Origin of the sequence: Mesorhizobium sp. M0292, from assembly GCF_040321695.1 — a bacterium.
Taxonomy (GTDB): Bacteria; Pseudomonadota; Alphaproteobacteria; order Rhizobiales; family Rhizobiaceae; genus Mesorhizobium.
The window spans coordinates 30,797-52,775 of sequence record NZ_JAMYSB010000031.1; the positions used below are offsets into that span (position 1 = coordinate 30,797).

Annotated in this window: 18 protein-coding genes and 1 pseudogene; 8 read left to right on the forward strand and 11 right to left on the reverse strand. The window is 64.5% G+C overall.

Features of this window, described 5'->3' with window-relative positions:
• Positions 1-26: 26 nt before the first annotated feature.
• Positions 27-1,134 (reverse strand): annotated as a pseudogene (locus NKI96_RS29440) (DmpA family aminopeptidase).
• An 8-nt stretch (positions 1,135-1,142) separates the two neighbouring features.
• The gene (gene xseA / locus NKI96_RS29445; RefSeq protein ID WP_023692358.1) at positions 1,143-2,816 is read right to left on the reverse strand and encodes an exodeoxyribonuclease VII large subunit; all 1,674 of its coding nucleotides are present in this window, start codon (positions 2,814-2,816) and stop codon (positions 1,143-1,145) included.
• A 91-nt stretch (positions 2,817-2,907) separates the two neighbouring features.
• On the opposite strand from xseA, the gene NKI96_RS29450 reads away from it, so the two are divergent.
• Positions 2,908-5,106 (forward strand): bifunctional diguanylate cyclase/phosphodiesterase, encoded by a 2,199-nt coding sequence (locus NKI96_RS29450; protein ID WP_352807452.1) that lies wholly within the window; start codon positions 2,908-2,910, stop codon positions 5,104-5,106.
• Positions 5,107-5,112: 6 nt separating this feature from the next.
• Here NKI96_RS29450 and NKI96_RS29455 read toward each other — a convergent pair whose 3' ends face one another.
• Positions 5,113-6,069 (reverse strand): LysR substrate-binding domain-containing protein, encoded by a 957-nt coding sequence (locus tag NKI96_RS29455; protein ID WP_023670561.1) that lies wholly within the window; start codon positions 6,067-6,069, stop codon positions 5,113-5,115.
• A gap of 178 nt (positions 6,070-6,247) precedes the next feature.
• Here NKI96_RS29455 and NKI96_RS29460 point away from each other — a divergent pair, with 178 nt between their 5' ends.
• Positions 6,248-6,538, forward strand: a complete 291-nt coding sequence (locus NKI96_RS29460; protein WP_352807454.1) for a DUF1127 domain-containing protein — start codon at positions 6,248-6,250, stop codon at positions 6,536-6,538.
• Positions 6,539-6,772: 234 nt separating this feature from the next.
• Here NKI96_RS29460 and NKI96_RS29465 read toward each other — a convergent pair whose 3' ends face one another.
• From NKI96_RS29465 to NKI96_RS29480, 4 genes are all read right to left on the reverse strand, one after another.
• Positions 6,773-7,834, reverse strand: a complete 1,062-nt coding sequence (locus NKI96_RS29465; RefSeq protein ID WP_023818658.1) for a DUF937 domain-containing protein — start codon at positions 7,832-7,834, stop codon at positions 6,773-6,775.
• A gap of 90 nt (positions 7,835-7,924) precedes the next feature.
• Entirely contained in the window at positions 7,925-9,298 is a 1,374-nt protein-coding gene (locus tag NKI96_RS29470; RefSeq protein WP_023670558.1) for a glutamate--cysteine ligase, read from the reverse strand.
• Between the two features lie 114 nt (positions 9,299-9,412).
• The gene (locus NKI96_RS29475; RefSeq protein ID WP_352807457.1) at positions 9,413-10,147 is read right to left on the reverse strand and encodes a 16S rRNA (uracil(1498)-N(3))-methyltransferase; all 735 of its coding nucleotides are present in this window, start codon (positions 10,145-10,147) and stop codon (positions 9,413-9,415) included.
• A 31-nt stretch (positions 10,148-10,178) separates the two neighbouring features.
• On the reverse strand, positions 10,179-10,826 hold the full coding sequence (locus NKI96_RS29480; protein ID WP_023670556.1) for a hypothetical protein: 648 nt from the start codon (positions 10,824-10,826) through the stop codon (positions 10,179-10,181).
• A gap of 86 nt (positions 10,827-10,912) precedes the next feature.
• Between NKI96_RS29480 and NKI96_RS29485 the strand changes: the two genes are divergently transcribed.
• Positions 10,913-11,611 carry a type 1 glutamine amidotransferase gene (locus NKI96_RS29485; protein ID WP_023670555.1) on the forward strand — a complete coding sequence of 233 codons (699 nt, stop codon included), beginning with the start codon at positions 10,913-10,915 and terminating at the stop codon, positions 11,609-11,611.
• A gap of 274 nt (positions 11,612-11,885) precedes the next feature.
• Entirely contained in the window at positions 11,886-12,026 is a 141-nt protein-coding gene (locus NKI96_RS29490; RefSeq protein ID WP_006206855.1) for a hypothetical protein, read from the forward strand.
• Here the strand turns inward: NKI96_RS29490 and NKI96_RS29495 are convergent.
• Genes NKI96_RS29495 through NKI96_RS29505 form a run of 3 tightly spaced genes read right to left on the reverse strand, consistent with a single transcriptional unit; the run spans position 12,023 to position 14,792 of the window.
• Positions 12,023-12,790: a metallophosphoesterase family protein gene (locus NKI96_RS29495; RefSeq protein WP_352807459.1), complete on the reverse strand. Its 768-nt coding sequence runs from the start codon at positions 12,788-12,790 to the stop codon at positions 12,023-12,025. The two genes, NKI96_RS29490 and NKI96_RS29495, sit on opposite strands and share 4 nt — an antisense overlap.
• Positions 12,791-12,845: 55 nt before the next feature.
• Positions 12,846-13,982 (reverse strand): alpha-hydroxy acid oxidase, encoded by a 1,137-nt coding sequence (locus NKI96_RS29500; RefSeq protein WP_352807462.1) that lies wholly within the window; start codon positions 13,980-13,982, stop codon positions 12,846-12,848.
• A 12-nt stretch (positions 13,983-13,994) separates the two neighbouring features.
• The gene (locus tag NKI96_RS29505) at positions 13,995-14,792 is read right to left on the reverse strand and encodes an FCD domain-containing protein (protein ID WP_352807464.1); all 798 of its coding nucleotides are present in this window, start codon (positions 14,790-14,792) and stop codon (positions 13,995-13,997) included.
• A gap of 205 nt (positions 14,793-14,997) precedes the next feature.
• On the opposite strand from NKI96_RS29505, the gene NKI96_RS29510 reads away from it, so the two are divergent.
• From NKI96_RS29510 to glcF, 4 genes are all read left to right on the forward strand, one after another.
• On the forward strand, positions 14,998-16,323 hold the full coding sequence (locus tag NKI96_RS29510; protein ID WP_352807466.1) for a DUF3422 family protein: 1,326 nt from the start codon (positions 14,998-15,000) through the stop codon (positions 16,321-16,323).
• A gap of 265 nt (positions 16,324-16,588) precedes the next feature.
• Entirely contained in the window at positions 16,589-18,085 is a 1,497-nt protein-coding gene (locus NKI96_RS29515) for an FAD-linked oxidase C-terminal domain-containing protein (protein WP_352807469.1), read from the forward strand.
• Between the two features lie 235 nt (positions 18,086-18,320).
• Complete coding sequence (locus NKI96_RS29520; protein WP_352807472.1) at positions 18,321-19,532, forward strand: FAD-binding protein; 1,212 nt, start codon at positions 18,321-18,323, stop codon at positions 19,530-19,532.
• Positions 19,533-19,536: 4 nt separating this feature from the next.
• Positions 19,537-20,862, forward strand: a complete 1,326-nt coding sequence (gene glcF / locus NKI96_RS29525) for a glycolate oxidase subunit GlcF (protein WP_023710126.1) — start codon at positions 19,537-19,539, stop codon at positions 20,860-20,862.
• 4 nt (positions 20,863-20,866) lie between these two features.
• Here glcF and NKI96_RS29530 read toward each other — a convergent pair whose 3' ends face one another.
• Positions 20,867-21,787: a bifunctional 5,10-methylenetetrahydrofolate dehydrogenase/5,10-methenyltetrahydrofolate cyclohydrolase gene (locus NKI96_RS29530; RefSeq protein WP_023670547.1), complete on the reverse strand. Its 921-nt coding sequence runs from the start codon at positions 21,785-21,787 to the stop codon at positions 20,867-20,869.
• Between the last annotated feature and the right edge of the window lie 192 nt (positions 21,788-21,979).

A 21,979-nucleotide genomic window follows, 5' to 3' on the forward strand; every position in this document is an offset into this window, starting at 1 on the left:
GGCCTGGCGCCGCCAGGCCTTGTCCTCTATCCAAATCGATCTTTCAGCCAGGCCTTCGGCAGCGCCGGCACGAAATTGCCGTCGCGTCCGCTCATATCCTCATTGGCGACCATTGCATTGAGGATCGCCTCCTCTACGCCTTGCGCCACCGCATCGAAGAACGGATCGATATCGACGTCCGGGATGTAAGCGGCGTTTGCGGTTCGTCCCGACGGTGCAAGTGCTGCTTGCGGATTGGCGATGGTGAAGGCCAGAAAAATGTCGCCCGAACTGTGGTAGCCGAAGCCGCCTGTCATGGCGATGCCGAGCGGCACGCGCTTTGCCAGCCGCTTCATCTGGTGCGGCAGAAATGGCGCATCGGTGGCGACGATGGCGATGATCGAGCCCTTTTCGGCACGCGGCGTGCCTTCGCGCATCGCCGGCTCTACCAGATCGGGCCCGACGCGGGCGCCGCGCAGTGTGAAATTGCGCCGCTTGCCGAAATTCGCCTGCAAGAATACGCCGACCGTATGCCTGATGCCCTGCCACTCGACGATGCGCGATGCCGTGCCCGAGCCGGCCTTGAAGCCAAAGGCAATCATGCCGGTGCCGCCGCCGACACTGCCTTCCTCGATCGCTCCACCGGCGGCACCGTCGAGCGCGGCTTAGACATCTTCGAAGCCGACGTGATGACCGTTGATGTCGTTGAGGAAACCATCATAGGTCTCCGCCGCAACCGGCAGGCCCCAGCCGCTGTCGAGCGCCGCCGGCAGCACGCGTTGCATCCAGCGCAGCGTGCCGTCGCGGGTGACGCCGCAGGAATGCGTGTTGGTGATGGTGACCGGCAGGTTGAAGGCGCCGACTTCCTCGATAATGTGCGACCCCGTCAACTCGCCATTGCCGTTCTGGCTGAAGACACCGGCAAACACCGGCGTGGCGAGCTCAGCCAACGGCCGCGGCAGGATGGCGGTGACGCCGGTGCGCACCGGCCCCGTGCCAACCTCGAGCAGACCCTCGCCGGAAATCAGCGTCGCATAGCCGACCGATACGCCGGGCACATCGGTGATGGCGTTGAAGCCGCCCGGCGGCAATGCCGAAAGCACGGGCGCGCGGCTTGCCCGCCGGCGTTTGAAGATGCGGGTCATGTCCGGTCATGCGGTCCTCTAAAAAAGCGAGCCCTGATTGCCCGGTTCTTTCGGTTTGCTGGCCGTCGGCTTTGCGGCGGGTTTGCTGGCGGGCGGCGTGGCCGCTGGTTTGGCAACGGCCTGCACCCGCTCGGCGTCGCCGGTCGCGACTGCATTTACGATGCCGTCGGCGAACTCCAGCTGCAGGCCAGCGCCCGGCGCCACATCAACTGCCAGTTTGATCACCGCGCCGCCGGCATCCTTGACCAGCGCGAAGCCGCGGGCCAGCACAGCCTTGTGCGACAGCGTTGCCATCAGCCTCTCGGATTGGACGATGCGGCCGCGCAGTCGCTCCAGCCTGAGCAGTACCGCTTGCGTGCCTCGTCTCGTCAAAGCTGTCAGAAGATCCCTCTGCACGGTTTGCCGCCGTGCCGTTGGCTCGATCGTAATGCGGCCTTGCAGCAAAGCCAGTTGCTGCCTGTGCCGTTGCAGGGATGCTTTCGCACATTTTGGCAACTGATCCGCCGCACGATTCAACTCCGCGCGCCGGGCTCTCGCCAATGCGCGCAGCGCCCCCTGGGCGCGCAAAAGGTTGCGGTCGTTGGTGCGTCGCGCCTCGGCAATCCGCCGCGACAGCGTTGCCGGAGTGAGCTTCACGGCGAAGAACCGAGCTTGCTTTCTTTCGGTGGAGACCATCAGCCCCCGGCTAAGCCGGCTGGCCGCCTCGTCCAGCCGCCGTCGCGGCAGCGCCAGCAACTGGTCGGGCGAGGGCAGCGCGCGGGCGGCCGCACGCGAGGCCTGCCGCTTGCGTTCGAAATTGCGCAAGGTGGCTGCTTTGAGCCGTGCGCCAAGACTGGCTAGTGTCGCTTCGAGGTCCGCTTTCACCGGCACCGCGATCTCCGCCGCACCTGTCGGCGTCGGTGCGCGCATGTCGGCGACGAGGTCGATCAAGGTCCAGTCGGTCTCGTGCCCGACGGCCGAAATCACCGGAATGCGCGAGGCGGCGACGGCGCGCGCCAGCCCTTCATCGTTGAACCCCCAGAGGTCCTCGAGGCTGCCGCCGCCGCGCGCCACGATCAGAAGGTCGGGCTGGGCAATCGCGCCATCCCAGGCCAGCGCGTTGAAGCCGTTGACGGCGGCCGTCACTTCCGCCCCCGCCGTCTCGCCCTGGACTCTTACCGGCCAGACCAGCACATGCAGCGGAAAGCGGTCCTTGATGCGATGGATGATGTCACGGATCACCGATCCGGTCGGCGAGGTGACGACGCCGATGGTGCGCGGCATGAACGGCAGCCGCCGCTTGCGGCCGGCATCGAAAAGTCCTTCGGCCTGCAGTCGCCGCTTGCGCTCTTCCAAAAGCGCCATCAGCGCCCCGGCGCCGGCGGGTTCTAGATTGTCGATGACGATCTGGTAGTTGGATTTGCCGGGATAGGTGGTGAGTTTGCCGGTGGCGATCACCTCCATCCCCTCTTCGGGACGGAATTTCAGCCGGCTCATCGTGCCTTTCCAGACCACGGCATCGAGCCGCGCGCGGTCGTCCTTCAGGGTGAAATAGGCATGGCCGGAAGAGTGCGGCCCGCGATAGCCGGAAATTTCGCCGCGCACCCGCACATGGCCGAAGACATCCTCGACCGTGCGCTTCAGCGCGCCGGAAATCTCGCTCACCGTGTATTCGGTGGCATTGGTTCGTGATTCGGATTCTGCGTCGCTCATCGGCCGATTGAGCGGCTGTTGTCGCTCCGCGTCAAGATTCCATAACTTGATCTTAAGCCTGGCCTGATTGACTCTGGGCCAAGGAGGACGCATGAGCGCCCGCAAACAACGCAGCCCGTTGACGTTCCAGGTCACCCTGACGGTGCTGACGCTTGCCGTTTTTGCACTGGCCATCGTTGTCGGCTTCGGCCTTTACGCCACCATGCAGGCCGACCGGGTCTCGCTCGAGCGGGAGAAGGTTTTCCTTGCCAACGGCCTGCAGGACCTGATCGCCGCGGTAAAGCGCGAGCAGGAAAGCGTCGCCGTCTGGGATGATTCCGTTATAAACGCCAAGGCCGGCAACCAGACCTGGATGGCCGAGAATTTCAGCGTCTGGATGTACTCGTATTACGGCCACAACCGGGTCTATGTGCTGGACAACGCCAACCGGCCGGTCCACGCCATGCGCGAAGGCAAGGTCGTGTCGCCTGCCGTCTTTGGCGAGGACGAACCCGCTTTGCGGCCGACCATCGCCAGGTTGCGCCAGATGATGAGCAAGGACGCAAGCCAGGCCGGCGCAAAATTCGTTGCCGACGATCTGGTCTCGCTTGGCGGTCAGCCTGCCATACTCAGCGTCATGCCTCTGGTGCCGAGTTCGGATCGCGTCACCCAGGCATCCGGCAGCGAATATCTGCATGTCTCCATAGAGTTCATCAACGACGCGGTGATCGGCAAGATCGCGCAGAAATATCTGCTGGCGGGGGCGCATCTCCTGCCGATGGCTCAGCCGCTTGGCTCGGCTGCCATTCCGCTTATCGACAAACAGGGTGTCATCCTCGGCTATATTGCCTGGGACCAGGAACGGCCCGGCCTGACGCTGGTGGGCAAGGCCAGCCCGGCCCTGGCTCTGGCCGCGCTGGTTGCGGCGAGCGTGCTCGCCTTTCTGCTCCGGCGTCTGCGCCGTGCGTCATCGGCGCTGCAGACCAGCCAGGCCCAGGCGCAATATCTCGCCTTTCACGACACGCTCACCGGCCTGCCCAACCGGGCACTGTTCGAGGACAGGCTGCGGCGTGCCTTGCTTACCTCCGGCAATGAAAGCAAGGTCGCGCTGCTTTATCTCGATCTAGATCGCTTCAAGCATGTCAACGACACGCTTGGTCACCCGGCAGGCGACGAACTCGTGCGCCAGACGGCGGCCAGGCTTCAGCATACGGTTCGCGACGTCGACACGGTGGCAAGACTGGGTGGCGACGAATTCGCGGTGATCCTGATCGATGTCCGCGACGTAAGGAACGCCGAGGATATTTCCGAGAGGGTGCTGCAGAAACTGCAGGAGCCGTTCAAGCTGATGGACGATCAGGTCTTTATCAGCGCCAGCATCGGCATAGCCTTGTCGACAGGCCCTGATGCCGACGCAGACGATCTGCTGCGCAAGGCCGACATCGCGCTCTACGAAGCCAAGAAGAACGGCCGTGGCCGCTACCAGGTCTTCGCCGGCGACATGGACGACCTTTTGCTGCGCAAGCGCAAGGTCGAGAGCGAGCTGCGCAGCGCGCTGAATGGCGGCACCGGTATCAAGCTCGCCTACCAGCCGGTCTTTGCCAGCGACGGCAAGACCATTGTCGGCGCCGAGGCGCTGATCCGCTGGGCGCATGAGGTCCATGGCGCATTGCCGGCAGCGCAGTTCATCGCCATCGCCGAGGAACGCGGCATGATCGGGCAGCTCGGCGCATGGGCCCTGCTGGAAGCCTGCCGCTTCGCCGTGAAGACCAAACTGCCGTGGCTCGCCGTCAATGTCTCGCCGCTGCAATTGCGCGACGCCGGCTTTGCCGAAGAGGTTGCCTCGATCCTCGCCGAAACGGGACTGGCGCCGAAGCGCCTGCAGCTCGAGATCACCGAAAACGTTCTCCTGGAAAACAACGACACCACCAGAGCGGCTCTGGCAGCCTTGCGCCAGTCGGGCGTCGGCATTGTGCTCGACGATTTCGGCACCGGCTATTCGTCGCTGAGCTATCTGCGCCGCCATGCCATCGACAAGCTCAAGATCGACCGCTCCTTCGTGCGGCTTCTCGACGGCGACGGCAATTCGGGCGCCATCGTCAAGGCGCTGATCGATCTCGCCGGCGCGCTCAAGGTCGAGGTCACCGCCGAGGGAGTAGAGACCGAGGTGCAAAAGGCGCTGCTGGTCGCCATGGGCTGCCAGCAGCTGCAGGGCTACCTCTTGTCGCCGCCGCTGGAGCCGGCGCAATTGGTGGCGCTGCCCGGCCTGTCGTCGGCCAACGCAACGACGGAAGCGGCAGCGTCGGCCTGATCGTTCCTACCAGCCAGGCAGGATCTGGTTCGGCTTGCTCCGCTTCATCTTGGCGAAGGCGAGCGAGGCAAAATCGAAGCTTCCCGTTTCTTCGCCGAGCGGCACGGAAATATTGTCGAGGCTTTCCGAGATGTGCCGGGCCAGCGCGTCGACGATTTCGGGCCGCGAGGTCTGGCCGCGCATGATGCCGATGCGGCAGTCGGGCAGGGCGCCAAAACCGTCGGCTTCGCCCAGCACCCGCATGCCGGGCCGCAGCGCGCATTCCGGCAGCACCGAGATCGCCAGTCCCGACAGCACCGCGGCGGTGATGACGGTGGCCGAGAAGCTGGTGAACAGGATTCGATAGTCGCGGCTTTGCCGGTCGAGCACATCGACGGCGGCGCGCCGCCAGATGCAGTTCGGCCGGCCGAAGGCCATCGGCAGCACTTCCTGTTCGTGCGTGGCATGGTTGGCCGAGGTCACCCATAGCAGCGGCTCGCGCCGCACCACTTCCGACTGGCCGCGCGTGTCGTTGTGCGTCACCAGCGCAAGATCGAGATTGCCGCGCTTGATATGCTCGACCAAGCCTGGTGTCGGCTCGCAGATGACGGTCAGCTCGACGCGTGGGTTGGAGCGCGTGAAGCGTGCCATGATTTCGGGCAGGAACCGGTCGGCATAGTCGTCGGGGGTGCCGATGCGGATGGTGCCTTCGAGCCGCTGGTCATCGAAGGCGGCCAGCGTTTCGCGGTTGAGATAGAGCAGGCGGCGCGCGTAGGAGAGCAGCTTGTCGCCTTCCTCAGTCAGCCTGTTGGTGCGGCCGTCCTTTTCGAACAGCGGCTTGCCGATCCGCTCTTCCAGCCGGCGCATCTGCATCGACACCGCCGATTGCGTGCGCAGCACTTCCTCGGCCGCGCGGGTAAAGCTGCCGGTATCGGCAATCGAGATGAAGGTCTGCAACTGGTCGAGATCGAGTGGCGCTTTCATCGGTCCAATCCATCACTAGCGTTGATGCTAAAGATTAGAAACATTCGTTGGATTAATCAATCGGTGCGTGGCAAATTCACATTGTCCACATGAAAGCATGTGAATCGAGACCGGAACGGCCGCTGTCCCCAGCGCCGATCGCCTGGTCTTGTCCAGTTCGAGTCTGAAGGAGACCGACATGACCACGTTTGATTTCGCCACCGAGACCTCGCGCATCACCTCGCGTCCGGCCGTTGCGACGCGCGTGGCCAACACCCTTCTCAATGCCTACCAGGCCTGGAAAAATCGCCGGGCCTTCTATCGCCTCGGCGAGATGTCGGACGCCGAACTCGCCGATATCGGCCTGACGCGCGCGGACCTCCATGCCGCCATCGATGTGCCGTTCGGCGCCGATCCGACCGTGAAGCTGCGTGCGATTGCGAGCGATCGTGCCGATACGATCGAAGATCTCGCCCGCCAGATAGCGTGATATCGGGCGCATTGTTTCGGTTGCCGTGAACCTTTCTCAGGCTCGCCGCGACCAACGAGTATAGCAGGCTCCCCACTCCCTGCCGGTTCCCCGCCGGCCAGCCTGCACACTGGCCCGGTCCTCCTCCAGGACCGGGCTTTTTCTTTTAAAGCTCCGTCGTCATCGTGCGGTCTGCGCCGCGTCGCTTCGTTCCTTGCTCCGAAGCCGCGAAGGTCAGCGCCCAACTACCGCCAACTACCGCCGGTCCATGTCCCGCTTGAACTGGTCGAAGATCGTTTCCACGCCCTTCTGATAGTCGTCGCGCTGCTGGGCGCCGGTCTCGAACATCTTGCCGAAAATATCGTCGAACGGATTGCGTGGCCTGCCGCTCGGATTGGCCTGCGGTTGCGGCGCTTGGCGCTCCTGCGGTGCCTGTCGCGGCTGGGGTGCTTGCGGCTGCTGCGGCGCCGGCTGCCCACCGGGCAGGCCGAAGCCGCCACCACCGCCTTGCCGCATCATCTCTTCAAAAATCTTGCCCAGCGGGTTGTCGCCGTAAGGGCTCTGCGTCTGTTGCGGCTGTGTTGGTTGCTGCGGCCGGCCCGGCGGTTGCTGTGCCGCGCCACCGCCGAACATGTCCTGCAGCACTTTGCCGAGCGGATTGTCGCCATAGGGGTTGGGCGCCTGTTGCGGCTGGCTTTGCGGCTGTTGCGCGCCGCCGCCGAACATGTCCTGCAGCACTTTGCCCAGCGGGTTCTCACCGTAAGGATTGGGTGCTGGCTGCGGCGCAGGCTGTGCCCCGCCGCCCGCCTGCCGCATCATCTGTTCGATGATCTCGCCGAGCGGATTGCTGCCGCCGCCGAAGCCACCGGCGGCCTGCATCTGACCCCCGGTCAACTGGTTTGTCGTCTGCTTGAACAATCCGCCCATCACCATCGAAGCGATGGCCGGCAGCATCTGCTGCAGGATCTGCTGGCTGACGCCGGTCGCCTGCGCGGCCTGGCTGGCCACCGCGCGCGACAGCTCCTTCGAGCCGAACAGATGACCCAGAATGCCATTGCCCTCATTGACGCCTTGCGGTGAGAAAGCCCTGGTCGCGTCCTCGAAATATTTCGCGTGCTGGCCGCTCGCCATCGCCGTCATGAAGGCGCCTAGCCCATAGGGATCGGCGGTGTTGCGTTGCAACCCTTGCGAGAAGGCCGGCAGCAGAGCGGCGACAGCCGCCTGCGTCTGCTGCATGGAAAGCCCGTACTGCTGGGCAAGCGCCTGCATGCCGTTGCCGTTCTGCGCCTGCGCCAATATGTCGAACAAGGTAGGCATCGGTTTCTCCTCCCGGAAATCCTCCAGGGAGAACCTAGTTCGTTTCGATGTTCGATTGAAGCGGCTTTTGCCGCTGCTCAAGGCGCGACGCTAATACGCATATTCCATGAACACCGGCTCGATCGAGCCGCCCCAGCGCGTGTGGTAGGCCGACAGCATTTCCTCGGCACTGGTGGTACCGCGCGCCACGACTTCGTCCAGCGTGTTGAGGAACGAGGTCTCGTCATAGCCGTCGCGGTTCTTCCTGCCGCGATTTTTGAGCCCAAGGCGCGAAATGGTCATTACATCGCGGCCGATCTCACGCAGCGTCGTGTTGCGGAACGGCGCGGAAATGCCTTGTTCCGGCACCGCATTGCGCATCGCCAGCGTTTCTTCATAGGTCCAGCTCGAAGTCAGCGCCTCGGCGGCGTCGAGCGCGGCCTCGTCATAGAGCAGCCCGACCCAGAAGGCCGGCAGCGCGCAGATGCGGCGCCACGGCCCGCCATCGGCGCCGCGCATTTCGAGGAAGCGCTTCAGCCTGACGTCAGGGAACAGCGTTGACAGATGGTTCGCCCAGTCGCCCATGGTCGGCAGTCCGTCCGGTACTTCATTGCGGGCAACGCCGGCCATGAACTGGCGGAAGGTGATGTGCGTCATGTCGTGATAGTGGCCGTCGCGGATGACGAAATACATCGGCACGTCGAGCGCCCATTCGACATAGTCGGCAAAGCCGAACTCGGGCGAGAAGCAGAATTCGAGCAGGCCCGAGCGTTGGTTGTCGGTGTCGCGCCAGATGTCGCCGCGCCAGCTCTGCAGCCCGTTCGGCCGGCTGTCGGTGAAGGGCGAGTTGGCAAACAGCGCCGTCGACAGTGGCTGCAGCTTCAGCGACACCTGCATCTTGCGGCGCATGTCGGCTTCGCTTTCGAAGTCGAGGTTCACCTGGATGGTGCAGGTGCGATACATCATGTCGAGACCCTTGGTGCCGACCTTGGGCATGTAGCGGGTCATGATTTCGTAGCGCGATTTCGGCATTTTCGGCGTCTCGGCCAGCGACCATTTCGGGCTGCCGCCGAGGCCGAGAAAGCGGATGCCCATCGGCTCGGCGATCTCGCGTACCTGCGCCAGATGCGCATTGCCCTCGCGACAGGTCTGGTGGATCGTTTCCAGCGGCGCGCCCGACAGCTCGAACTGGCCGCCCGGCTCGAGCGAGATCGCGCCCTGGCCGGTCGGCTCGACCAGGCCGATGATGCGGCCGTCGTCGATGATCGGGTCCCAGCCGAGCTTTTGCTGCATGCCTTCGAGGATGGCGCGGATGCCGCGCTCGCCGCCATAGGGCACCGGCGCGTTGCCGTCGACATAGAAGGGGAACTTCTCGTGCTCGGTCCCGATGCGCCACTTGTCGCGCGGCTTGTTGCCTTCGGCCAGATGCTCGACCAGTTCGTCGATGCCTTCGATTGGCCGGAAATCGGTTGTGTCGCGCGCCATGGGGCCCCCTCTGCGGCTCTCGGAGCCCGCCGGCGCTAAATGGACGAAATGTCAGCAGCCGATCAAGCGAAAAATCCTGAGCCACAGGTCAACAGGAATTGATCTTTACGCTTCTTACCAGTCTCCGACCGTCGCCTGCATCACCGCAAGCGCCGCTACAGCTGCTGTGTCAGCGCGCAGGATGCGCGGTCCGAGCGGGATGGCAGTGACGAAGGGAGGCGCCCGCAGCATCTTGCGTTCGTCATCGGAAAAGCCGCCTTCCGGCCCGACCAGCAGCGCCAGCTTCCTCTCAGGTATTGCCTGCAATGCCGGCAGCGGGTTGTTGGTCGAGGCATCCTCGTCGCAGAAGATAAGCCGGCGTTCCTTGTCCCAGCCGGAGAGCAGGCGCTCGAATTTCTCGGCCTCGCGCACTTCCGGCACCGCCAGTATGCCGCATTGCTCGGCCGCCTCGACGACATTGGCGCGCAGCCGGTCGATGGAGGGTTTTGCCACTTGCGTGTGCTGGGTGATCACCGGCTGCAGGATGCCGGCGCCCATCTCGACCGCCTTCTGCACGAGATAGTCGAGCCGGCCCTGTTTCAGCGGCGCAAAGCAATAGATCAGGTCAGGCAGGGGCGGTTGCGGTCTCTGCGAGGCCAGCACCTTCAGCCGCACCGCCCTTTTCGACCTGGTGGCAATCGCCGCCGACCACTCGCCGTCGCGGCCGTTGAAGACCAGGATCTCGGCGCCTTCGCCGAGCCGCAGCACATGCGTGAGATAATGGCTCTGCTGCTGGCCGGCATCGAATTCGATGCCTGCCGCGAGGTCGTCCGGCACGAACAGCCGCTGCATCTTGTAATTGGCGCGCATCGCCGAGGAATGGGCGAGGCGGTGCCTGGCGTCAAGTCTCGGCGGAACGATGCCACACCGGTTCAAAACCGTGCCGCAGCACCGAAACGGTCGTGGCCGGTGTGAGCAGGCGCAGCGACCGGCCGGCAAGGCTGTCGAAGGCCGCCGCATCGCCATAGCCTGCGAACGACCAGGGCAGCGCGTTGCCGCCGCGCAGCGCATAGGCCGAGCCGCCATCCGCGATCATCGCTCCGTCCGGCAATTCGGCAAGCTCTCCCATGGTGACATCAGGTGGCTTGCCGCCGGAAGCCAGCCGCTCCTTGTGCAGCCGCTTGTCCACCATTGGCGCGCGCGGTTCGTTTACACCGAAGACTTTGCCGAAACGCCCGACAAAATCCGTGGCTCGCTCACGCCGGCAATAGAAACAGGGACGGTGCCCGGCGGCCAGCGCCGTCACCTCGTCGAGGAAGAACAACTCGGTCCAGCCGGCCCTGCCGCCCGGCCTGTTCCTGCCCATCGGCTCGCGCCGCACATTGCGGAATTGGCAGACGCAGATGATCCAGGCCGGCAAGGCCCAACGCTTTTTCAGCAGCGTCTTGGTCTCAGGATCGTGGATGATGCCGCGATTGCCGGTGAACAGGCCGCGCTCGGATACGGCATGGATGGCGCCGAACGGATCGACCCGGTTCTGCAGTGGCATAGTTCTCTCCCGAATGCGCATCTTGGCTGCAATAGGGGCGACATGATATCGCTCCTCGCATCATTTCATGTCAGCAGGGTTTGGCGATGCGGGTGCTGGTGGTCCAAAACTACGACAATACCGGTCTCGGGCAGGTTGGCATTGCGCTCGCCGAAGCGGGCGCCGATCTGGACCTGCGCCGGCCCTACAAGGGCGACGCGCTGCCGCACGACGCGACCGGGCACGATGCCATGGTGATGCTCGGCGGCGGTCAGAACGCGCTGGCCGACGATGACTACCCCTATTTCCCGGCGCTGCTCAAGCTGACCCGCGATTTCGCCGACAAGGATCGCTCGGTGCTCGGCATCTGCCTGGGCAGCCAATTGGTTGCCCGCACTTTCGGCGGCGAGAACCAGATCGGCGGCGCCTCGGAGTTCGGCTGGCACAAGGTATCGCTGACGCCGGACGCCAGGACCGATCCGGTGCTCGCCGCGCTGCCCCAGGATTTCCCCATCTTCGAATGGCACGACGACACCTTCGCCCTGCCTGCAAATGCGGTGCGGCTCGCCGGCAGCGACATTGCCGAGAACCAGGCGTTCCGCATCGGCCGCGCCGTCTACGGCTTCCAGTTCCACTTCGAGGCCGACCGGCCGATGGTGAAGGACTGGAGCACGTCCTTCGCCCCGCTCATTGCCGATCGCCATCCTGACTGGCACGACCGTCTCGACGGCGAAATGGCCCGCAACGGCCCCGAGGCCGATGCCGCGGGTTTGGCCATTGCCCGCGCCTGGGTGGCGACGATCTGAGCCAGCAGCGGTCGCGCGTTGCATAATTGGCACGCGGCGGGGAATCCGCCGGGGACAACCGCTTTCATCCTTGGTTTGTGGCCGAACGCTACCTACAAGGCGCGCGCTCTGCATCGGCAATGCAACCCCGATGAACCTTCTGTGTGCTCCGCGCGACACACCGCCGATACAGAATCGACCTACAAGCGCGAAATCGTCGAAACTTTGAGACGAATTCGTTGTTTCAACGCATTGGTAACCGCCTCGTGCCCAGATGCAGGAAGCTCAACTAGAGATGACGTCCGTGAAAGCAGCGCTTCTGTCCTTTGTCATGCTGTCTGCCATCGTTTTGTGCGGTCTCGGCATATATTCCGCCGATGCAGCCAACAACCACCAAGCCGTCGACGGCTACGGCGTCACCGCCGCCCTCCGTTAAAACGCTTTTCCCTGTACCGTCAGGATACGCTTGTCCGCGCCGTCTACGGCGAGCGCGCTGAGCATTCCTGACTGCCAGGCGAGCGTGTCGACATTGACGCGGTTGGGCATAACTTCGGCCTCCGGCACCGGCGTGTGGCCGTGCACGATCACCTTCGGGTAAAGCCCTGGATGGTTGTGGAAGACGTCGCGGATCCAGACCAGGTCCTGCGGGCTCTGGCTCTCCAGCGGCACGTCAGGCCTGATGCCGGCATGGCAGAAGAAGAAATCACCTGATATCAGTGACAATTGCAGCGACCGCAGGAAGTCGACATGGGCTTGCGGTACAGCATTGACCAGTGCCTGGTGTCCCCGCCGTAACGCCTCGGCCTTGCCGAACCAGCTTGCGTGTCCCGCTAGGTCGACGCCATAGGATTGTGCCGTCTGCACGCCGCCATAGCGGATGAACAGCCCTTCCGGGTCAGGCTCGTCGAGAAAATCGAGGAAGCCGATATCGTGGTTGCCGGCGAGCATCAGATGCCGTGGATCGCGTTTCTGTGCCTCGATCAGGAAGTCTATGACGCCCTTGGACTCTGGTCCGCGGTCGACATAGTCGCCGAGGTGGATGACGCGCCAATCGCTGGTCGGCTTGTATTCGCGTTCGCTCTCGATGCGGCGATGCATGGCGGCGAGCAGATCGAGCCGGCCATGCACGTCGCCGATCGCATAGAGGCGCATGCCATCGGGCGCGCGCGCGTCGAGGTAGTGGATGCCGGTCTCGGTCAAGGCGGCTTCGTCTCCGTGATCCAGCGAGGCTAGGGTCTAATCGGTGAACAAGACCCTATCGCCGCAACTGGTCCTTGCCCATCTCGGTCACCAGCCGTTTGCCGCACAGTGCCAGCGTGATGTCCATCTCCTTGCGGATGATGTCCAGCGCCAGGGTCACGCCTTGCTTGCCCATGGCGCCCAACCCGTACAGGAACGGGCGGCCGATATAGGTGCCCTTGGCGCCGAGGCAAAGCGCCTTCAGCACGTCCTGGCCCGAGCGGATGCCGCCGTCCATATGCACTTCGATCCTGTCGCCGACGGCATCGGCGATCTCCTCCAGCGCCATGATTGACGACGATGCGCCGTCGAGCTGGCGCCCGCCATGGTTGGAAACGATGATGGCGTCGGCGCCGGTCTCGACCGCCATCAGCGCGTCCTCTTTGTCGAGAATGCCTTTCAGGATCAGCTTGCCGCCCCAGCGCTCCTTGATCCAGGCGACGTCCTTCCACGACAGGTGCGGGTCGAACTGCTCCGTCGTCCACGATGCCAGCGAAGCGACGTCGCCGACGCCCTTGGCATGGCCGACAATGTTGCGGAAGGTGCGGCGCTTGGTGCCGGCAATGCCCATCAGCCAGCGCGGTCGCATGGCGATGTTGGCAATGTTGGCCAGCGTCATCTTGGGCGGCGCCGACAGCCCGTTGCGGACATCCTTGTGGCGCTGCCCCAGGATCTGCAGGTCGAGCGTCAACACCAGCGCCGAGCATTTTGCAGCCTTCGCCCTGTCGATCAGGTCGAGCACGAAATCCTTGTCGCGAAGCACGTAGAGCTGGAACCAGAACGGCTTCTTCGTCACCGACGCGACATCCTCGATCGAGCAGATGCTCATCGTCGACAGCGTGAACGGCACGCCGAATTCCTCTGCCGCCTGCGCCGCCAGCATCTCGCCATCGGCATGCTGCATGCCGGTCATTCCAGTTGGGGCAAGCGCCACCGGCATCGCCACTTTCTCGCCGATCATGGTCGATTCCAGCGAGCGGTTGCTCATGTCGACCAGCACGCGCTGACGGAATTTTATCTTCTGGAAGTCCTCCTCGTTGGCGCGGTAGGTGCATTCGGTCCAGGCGCCGGAATCGGCATAGTCGTAGAACATCTTCGGCACCCGCCGGCGCGCCAGGTCCTTGAGATCGGCAATGGTGAGGATGTCGCTCATGGTGGTTCCTCGTTAGCCAGTCGTCTTGAAGCCGTCGTCGGCGTCGGAGCGCTGCTTGAGCCTGAGCCGCGACACGCGCTGCCAGTCGCCGCTGCGTTCGGCCTCGAGCATCGAGCGCTCGACATAGGAGATATGGTCCATCGCCGCCTTGCGGGCAGCTGAGGGATCGCCGGCCTTCACGGCTTTGTAGATCGCGCCGTGCTGGGCCAGCAGCGCCTCGCGCGCTCCGGGCACGCTGAACACCAGAAGCCGGTTCTGGAACACGCCTTCAGACAGCAGCCGGTAGCAGGAGCGCAGCGTATGCAAGAGGATGATGTTGTGCGCGCATTCGCACACAGCATGGTGGAACTCGACGTCGATTTCCGCCTCGTCGTCGAAATCGCCGGTGCGGTGCGCCTCGTCCATACGCGCCATGATGCGGTCGAGCAGCGCAATGTCGTCCGCTGTCGCGCGTCGCGCCGCATATTCGGCCGCAACACCTTCGATCTCGCGGCGGTATTCCAGATAGTCGGTCACCGCCTTGCGGTGCATCGAGATGAGGTCGGTCACCGGCTTGGTGAACAACTGGCCGATGACGTCGGCGACATGGGTGCCGCCGCCGGCCTTGGTGATCAGCAGCCCGCGCCCTTCCAGCGCCTTCAGCGCATCGCGCAGGATCGGCCGCGACACGTCGAACTGGCGCGCCAGCTCGCGCTCGCCCGGCAGCCGGTCGCCGGTGCGCAGCACGCCTTCAAGGATCAGGCTTTCGATCTGCTGCACCACCTCGTCGGCGGTGCGCGAATGCTCGATCCTGGAGAAAATATCGCTCAACGGGGGCCTGGGGAATTGAACCGGTGTCGCGCAAGATAAAGCCAGCGTCGCCAACTGGTCAAATTATTTATCCAATTCGCCCAATCGGGTCGGTCTGCGCGTCGCGCCGGCAGGACTTACGATGCTAGACTTTGGTGTTTACGCGCCTCATGGATTGCCTTTAGAGCACGCCATCACACGAAGGGTCGAGAACAGGGGGGCCACCGTGTCGGACGAGACGTCCAACCTCGAATTCCAGCCGCGCGCCCAGGGCAGCGTGATGGGCTTTCCCGCGCATGAGGGACGGCCCGGCGCGCTTGGCGAGGTCCATGCCCGGCCGCATCCGCTGATCGAGAAGCCGCGCGTGCTTGTGCAACTCGCCTTCATGACCGAGGGCGGCTCCGGCGTCGACATGGCCGTGCTCTCCGAACTGTCGCGGCGCCTCGGCATTGCCGCGCCCGACCGCCATGCCCGCCACCACGCCATGAAGTGGGGCAAGGGTACGGTGCGCTGGGAGCGGCATACGGAATTTTCGACCTATCTGTGGGAAGGGCCGCTGGCCGAAAGCAGCAGGGCGGCGCAAGAAGACTCTCCCTTCGGCAACGGCTTTTCGCCGCCGGGAACGGTCATTTCAGGGATAAGGCTCGAAATCCGCAAATGGACGCAGGCGAGCGAAAAGCTGATAGCGGCCTTCGACCCGACGAGCCTGTGCTATTCGCTGGTCGAGCGCGGCAATGCGGCCATAGTCACCGATTTCCGCCAGGACGGCGACGGCCTGACCCGCATCCTGGTGCTTGATCGCGGCCTGACGCCGGCGCGGACCGGCGCGCTGTCGCAGCGGCTGATCGACCTCGAGACGTATCGCACGCTTGCCATGCTCGGCCTGCCGCTGGCGCTGACCCTGTCGGGCCGCGCCCGTCGCATCGAGGACCGGCTGGCGCAGACCACGCTGGAAATGAAGGTCGCTGAAACCCGCGACAGCCAGACGCTGCTCGCCGACCTGACCGAGCTTGCCGCTGAACTCGAGGCTGATGCCGCCTCCAGCCTCTATCGCTTCGGCGCCAGCCGCGCCTATGACGGCATCGTTGTCGAGCGGCTGGAAGCGCTGGACGAAGAAGCCGTGCCCGGCTACGACACTTGGGGCGGCTTCCTGCAGCGGCGGGTGGCGCCTGCCATGCGCACCTGCCGTTCGGTCGAGGAGCGCCAGGCCAACCTGTCGCGCAAACTAACCCGCGCCACGACGCTGCTGCGCACGTGGGTCGATGTCGAGGTCGAGAAGCAGAACCGCGATCTGCTGGCGTCGATGAACAACCGCGCCCGGCTGCAACTGCGGCTGCAACAGACGGTGGAAGGCCTGTCGGTGGCAGCAGTGTCCTACTATGTCGTCGGCCTGATCTCCTATCTCGCCAAGGGCGCCTCGATCTTCGGCCATGCCTTTGCACCCGAAATCGTCACTGCCGCGGCGGTGCCGGTCGCCATCGTGCTGGTCTGGTGGGGCGTGCGGCGAGTCAGGCGGATGCACTCCGAGCCGGCGAAACATCCGGGGGAGTAGGAGCGCACTTTACCCTGCCCCTTGTGGGGAGGGTCGATCCGCATAGCGGATCGGGGTGAGGGTGCTCGTAAAGAGCTTTCGTCGCGCGGACCCCCACCCCGCTCACTGCGTTCGCGACCCTCCCCACAAGGGGGAGGGTTAAGATCCATAGCGGCAGATTGCCGCTGCGGAAGGCTGGCAGTACGCTCTTTGCCCGACGCGGTGTTTGCAACATCCGGATGTAACTGGTAAAAGATTTTTACCAGCCAAGCGGAGGACGCCGCCGATGTCCGGCCTTGTCATGCCCAAGCCAGACGACGCCACGATGCGAAGGCGCGCAGAGATCGTCGCCGACATGCGCATCATCGTGCCGGGCGAGGGCGTCGTCGACGCCACCAACGAAATGCGCGCTTTCGAAAGCGACGGTCTCACCGCCTACCGGCAATTGCCGCTGGTCGTGGTGCTGCCGGAAACGGTGGCGCAGGTGTCGCGGGTGCTGAAATACTGCAACGACCGCAACATCCGTGTCGTGCCGCGCGGCTCCGGCACCTCGCTCTCCGGCGGCGCGTTGCCGCTCGAGGATGCCGTGCTGCTGGTCATGAGCCGCTTCAACCGCATCCTTGCCATCGACTATCCCGATCGCGTCGTCGTCGCTCAGCCCGGCGTCACCAATCTCGGCATCACCACCGCCGTCGAGCAGGAGGGCTTCTACTATGCGCCCGATCCATCCTCCCAGATCGCCTGCTCGATCGGCGGCAATGTCGCTGAAAATTCCGGCGGCGTGCACTGCCTGAAATACGGCCTGACCGCTAACAATGTGCTGGGCATTGAGATGGTGCTGATGAACGGCGAGGTGGTGCGGCTTGGCGGCAATCATCTGGACTCGGAAGGCTATGATCTCCTCGGCGTCATGACGGGGTCCGAAGGCCTGCTCGGCGTCGTCACCGAGGTCACCGTGCGCATCCTGAAAAAGCCGGAGACGGCCCGTGCTCTGCTGATCGGCTTTCCGACCAGCGAGCAGGGCGGCCAATGCGTCGCCGACATTATCGGCGCCGGCATTATCCCCGGCGGCATGGAGATGATGGACCGGCCGGCGATCCATGCGGCGGAGGATTTCGTCCATGCCGGCTACCCCCTTGATGTCGAGGCGCTGCTGATCGTCGAACTCGACGGGCCGGGCGTCGAGGTCGACCACCTGATCGGTCTCGTCGAGGCGATCGCCTACAAGAACGGCTCCACCACCTGCCGCATCTCGCAATCCGAACAGGAGCGGCTGAGTTTCTGGGCCGGCCGCAAGGCGGCCTTCCCGGCGGTCGGCCGCATCTCACCCGACTATTACTGCATGGATGGCACCATCCCGCGCAAGGAATTGCCGCGTGTGCTCGCCGGAATGCGCGAACTGTCGGGAAAATACGGTCTTGGCGTCGCCAATGTCTTCCACGCCGGCGACGGCAATCTGCATCCGCTGATCCTCTACGACGCCAACGTGCCGGGCGAACTCGACAAGGCGGAAAGTTTTGGCGCCGACATCTTGCGGCTCTGCGTCAAGGTCGGCGGCGTCTTGACCGGCGAGCACGGCGTCGGCGTCGAGAAGCGCGACTTGATGCCTGAAATGTTCAACCAGATCGACCTCGACCAACAAATGCGCGTCAAATGCGCCTTCGATCCCAACCATCTGCTCAACCCGGGAAAAGTGTTCCCGCAACTGCGCCGCTGCGCGGAGCTTGGACGCATGCATGTGCATCGCGGCCAGGTGGCGTTTCCGGACATTCCGAGGTTTTGATGGGGGCGGAATGTCTCACGTCGGCGATCCTTCGCGCCCCCCTCTGTCCTGCCGGACATCTCCCCCACAAGGGGGGAGATCACCAGTCATCTCTGCCTTCGCCAATCTTCGACGTTGCTAGAGAGGCGCGGTCGCCAAAGCTGCTAATCTCCCCCCAAGTGGGGGAGATGTCCGGCAGGACAGAGGGGGGCGCGAAGGAACTCGACGTCTCTGCACTCGCAAGCGGCGCGTCGCCATGACCACCTTCACTCCCACCTCATCCACCGAAGTCCTCTCCACCGTCCAATGGGCGGCTGCGGAGGAATCGCCGCTGGAGACCATCGGCCACGGCTCCAAGCGCGGCATCGGCCGGCCACAGCAGAGCGAACACACGCTCGATCTTTCGAAGCTCACCGGCGTCACCCTCTACGAGCCGGCCGAACTGGTGCTGTCGGCGAAGGCCGGCACACCGCTTTCCGATATAGAAAGCCTGCTCGCCGAAAACGGCCAGCAACTTGCTTTCGAGCCGATGGACTACGGCCCATTGTTCGGCGGTATCAAGGGAAGAGGCACGATCGGCGGCGTGCTTGCCGCCAACCTGTCCGGCCCGCGCCGGCTGAAGGCGGGCGCCGCGCGCGACCATATCCTTGGCATCAACGCGGTTGCCGGTCGTGGCGAAGCGTTCAAATCAGGCGGCCGCGTCGTCAAGAATGTTACCGGCTACGATCTGTCGAAGCTGATGGCCAACAGCTGGGGCACGCTGGCTGTATTCACCGATGTCACCTTCAAGGTGCTGCCGGCGGCCGAGATCGAGGTGACGCTTGCCGTGCGCGGCTTGCTCGACGATGCGGCGGCTGCCGCCATGGCGCTGGCGCTAGGCTCCAGCGCCGAAGTGTCGAGCGCCGCCCATCTGCCCGAGCGCACCGCCGCGCGCGTTGCCGGCGGCAGTCTCGGGACCGACGCCGCAACGCTGCTGCGCGTCGAAGGCTTCGGCCCTTCGGTCGCCTACCGCATCGAGGCACTGAAAACCCTGCTCAAAAATGCGGGCCCGCTGCAGGAGATTGCAGGCGAGGCCTCGCATTCCCTCTGGCGTGACATAAGGGACTGCACGCCATTCGCCGACCGTAGCGAAAAGCCGGTCTGGCGCGTCTCCATGGCGCCGTCTCAGGCCCATCAGATGGTGCTGACGCTGCGCATGCAGATCGGTGTCAGCGCCTTCTACGACTGGCAGGGCGGGCTGCTCTGGCTGCGCATGGAGGAGGGCGATCCCGAGGCCGCCCTGCTGCGCGGGCTGATCAGAAAGCTTGGCGGCGGCCACGCCACGCTGGTGCGCGCCACCTCTTCGCATCGCGCCGCCGTCCCGGTGTTCGAGCCGCAGGCACCGCATAAGGCCGCACTGTCGGCGCGGCTCAAGGCCGAGTTCGATCCCAAGTCCATCCTCAATCCCGGCCGCATGGCCCAAGGCTAAGATAATGCAAACCAACTTCTCCCTTGCCCAGCTTGCTGATCCGCATGTCGCGGAATCGGAGAAGATCCTGCGCAAATGCGTGCATTGCGGCTTCTGCACCGCCACCTGCCCGACCTATGTGACGCTTGGCAACGAACTCGATTCGCCCCGCGGGCGCATTTATCTCATCAAGGACATGCTGGAGAATGGCCGCCCGGCCGACAAGGAGATCGTCACCCATATCGACCGCTGCCTGTCCTGCCTGGCCTGCATGACCACCTGCCCGTCGGGCGTCAACTACATGCACCTGGTCGACCATGCCCGCGCCCATATCGAGGAGACTTACAAGCGGCCGCTGCTCGACCGGCTGACCCGCGCCATGCTGGCCTTCGTGCTGCCCTATCCCGCGCGCTTTCGCGCCGCGCTGAAATTGGCGAGACTGGGCAAGCCATTCATCGGCCTGTTCGAAAGGCTGCCGGCGCTGAGGCCGCTGGGCGCGATGCTGAAGCTGGCACCGGCCTCGATCCCGACGGTCTCGCCAATGGCCTCTTCCGGCATTCATGCCGGGCAGGGGACGAAGAGAGGCCGCGTCGCCATCCTCACCGGCTGCGCCCAATCGGTACTCGACCCCGCCATCAACGAGACGACGATTGCATTGCTGACACGGCTGGGCGTCGAGGTCGTGGTGCCGCAGGGCGAAGCCTGCTGTGGCGCGCTGGTCCATCATATGGGCCGCGAGGCAGCAGCCCTTGCCTCGGCCCGGCAGAATGTCGATGCGTGGACGCGTGCCATCGACCAGGGCGGGCTCGATGCCATCGTCATCACCGCGTCCGGCTGCGGCACAACGATCAAGGACTACGGCTTCATGCTGCGCCTCGATCCGGCCTATGCCGACAAGGCCGCGCGGGTCTCGGCGCTGGCCAGGGACATTACCGAATATCTCGCAAGCCTCGACCTGCCCGAGCCGGTGCGCAAACCCGGCACCGTCGTCGCCTATCACTCCGCCTGCTCGATGCAGCACGGCCAGAAGATCACCCGCCAGCCGAAGGAATTGCTCGCCAGGGCCGGCTTCGTCGTGCGCGATCCGCGCGAGGGACATCTGTGCTGCGGCTCGGCCGGCACCTACAACATCCTGCAGCCGGAGATTTCGGAGAAGCTGCGCGACCGAAAGGTGAAAAACATCGAGGCCACCGGCGCGGAGATCGTTGCCACAGGCAATATCGGCTGCATCACCCAGATCGCTTCGGCTGCAAAGCTGCCGGTGGTGCACACGATCAAGCTGCTCGACTGGGCTTATGGTGGTCCGAAGCCGGAGGGCGTCTCCGAAGGAAACCTGGTCGCCGCCGAGTAAGCAGCTATTCCGCTGCCAGCCGGTCCACCACGCCATACGTCGCCTGGTAGCGCGCGCGCTGGCGGCTGAGCGCGACCATTGTGTTGCGCAAGAGGATCGCCACAGTGATCGGGCCGACGCCGCCCGGCACCGGCGTGATCCAGGACGCGACTTCCTTCACGCTCTCGGTGTCGACGTCGCCGACGATGCGGCTCGTGCCGTCCGGGCCGATCTCGGAATTGATGCCGATGTCGATGACGGCCGCACCGGGCTTCACCATGTCGGCCTTGATCAGCCGCGGCTTGCCGACGGCGACGAACAGCGCATCGGCGCGGCGCGCATGTGCCGCCACCGAGCGCGTCATGTGATGGCACACCGTCACCGTCGCGCCTTCGCTCATCAGCAGGAAGGCAATCGGCTTGCCGACGATCTCGGAATGGCCGACGACGACGACTTCGAGCCCCTTGAGGTCGAGGCCGGTTTCCTTGAGCAGCTCGACCGAGGCCGCAGCCGTGCAAGGCGCGAGGTCGAGCTGATTGTAGACGATATTGCCGATCGACGCCGGATGCATGCCCTCGACGTCCTTCAGTGGATGCACCGCCGCTTGCAGCGTCTTGATCGGGATATGCGCCGGCACCGGCCGCTGGATGATGATGCCGGTGACGCGCGGGTCGGCGTTCAGGCCGTGGATCGCCGCCTCGAGTTCGCCGGCGCTGATGTCGGCGGGGAACCGCCGCTCCTCGAAACCGATGCCGGCAAGGGCGGCCTTGGCGCGCTGGTTGCGCACATAGACATCTACGGCAGCGGTATCGCCGACGGTGATCGACACCAGCTTGGGCGGAAAACCTTCGGCGGTAGCGATGGCGGCATCCTCGCGCACGGATGCCATGATGCGCTGGGCGACCGGGCCGCCCCGGAGATAGCGGCTATCGTCTGGCGGAGACATGGCTGGACCTTTGCAGCGGAGTTTGGCGCAGGGGAGTTTGGCCGTCCCTATAGCAGGGGAAATGCGGCAAGGCAGCGTGAAAGCGAACCGTCATCCCCCTGGCGCGACGTTCTGGCGCAGCCTGGCTCAGCTATAGCCGCAAAGAGAAAGGGCAGCGCGGTTTCCCGGGCTGCCCTTTCCTGACTGGCCGCA

What these genes read in the sequence shown, in the direction of transcription:
- xseA (WP_023692358.1), bottom strand. Translation starts at nt 2,816, where the DNA reads ATGAGCGACGCAGAATCCGAATCACGAACCAATGCCACCGAATACACG.
- NKI96_RS29450 (WP_352807452.1), top strand. Translation starts at nt 2,908, where the DNA reads ATGAGCGCCCGCAAACAACGCAGCCCGTTGACGTTCCAGGTCACCCTG.
- NKI96_RS29455 (WP_023670561.1), bottom strand. Translation starts at nt 6,069, where the DNA reads ATGAAAGCGCCACTCGATCTCGACCAGTTGCAGACCTTCATCTCGATT.
- NKI96_RS29460 (WP_352807454.1), top strand. Translation starts at nt 6,248, where the DNA reads ATGACCACGTTTGATTTCGCCACCGAGACCTCGCGCATCACCTCGCGT.
- NKI96_RS29465 (WP_023818658.1), bottom strand. Translation starts at nt 7,834, where the DNA reads ATGCCTACCTTGTTCGACATATTGGCGCAGGCGCAGAACGGCAACGGC.
- NKI96_RS29470 (WP_023670558.1), bottom strand. Translation starts at nt 9,298, where the DNA reads ATGGCGCGCGACACAACCGATTTCCGGCCAATCGAAGGCATCGACGAA.
- NKI96_RS29475 (WP_352807457.1), bottom strand. Translation starts at nt 10,147, where the DNA reads ATGCGCGCCAATTACAAGATGCAGCGGCTGTTCGTGCCGGACGACCTC.
- NKI96_RS29480 (WP_023670556.1), bottom strand. Translation starts at nt 10,826, where the DNA reads ATGCCACTGCAGAACCGGGTCGATCCGTTCGGCGCCATCCATGCCGTA.
- NKI96_RS29485 (WP_023670555.1), top strand. Translation starts at nt 10,913, where the DNA reads ATGCGGGTGCTGGTGGTCCAAAACTACGACAATACCGGTCTCGGGCAG.
- NKI96_RS29490 (WP_006206855.1), top strand. Translation starts at nt 11,886, where the DNA reads ATGACGTCCGTGAAAGCAGCGCTTCTGTCCTTTGTCATGCTGTCTGCC.
- NKI96_RS29500 (WP_352807462.1), bottom strand. Translation starts at nt 13,982, where the DNA reads ATGAGCGACATCCTCACCATTGCCGATCTCAAGGACCTGGCGCGCCGG.
- NKI96_RS29515 (WP_352807469.1), top strand. Translation starts at nt 16,589, where the DNA reads ATGTCCGGCCTTGTCATGCCCAAGCCAGACGACGCCACGATGCGAAGG.
- NKI96_RS29520 (WP_352807472.1), top strand. Translation starts at nt 18,321, where the DNA reads ATGACCACCTTCACTCCCACCTCATCCACCGAAGTCCTCTCCACCGTC.
- glcF (WP_023710126.1), top strand. Translation starts at nt 19,537, where the DNA reads ATGCAAACCAACTTCTCCCTTGCCCAGCTTGCTGATCCGCATGTCGCG.
- NKI96_RS29530 (WP_023670547.1), bottom strand. Translation starts at nt 21,787, where the DNA reads ATGTCTCCGCCAGACGATAGCCGCTATCTCCGGGGCGGCCCGGTCGCC.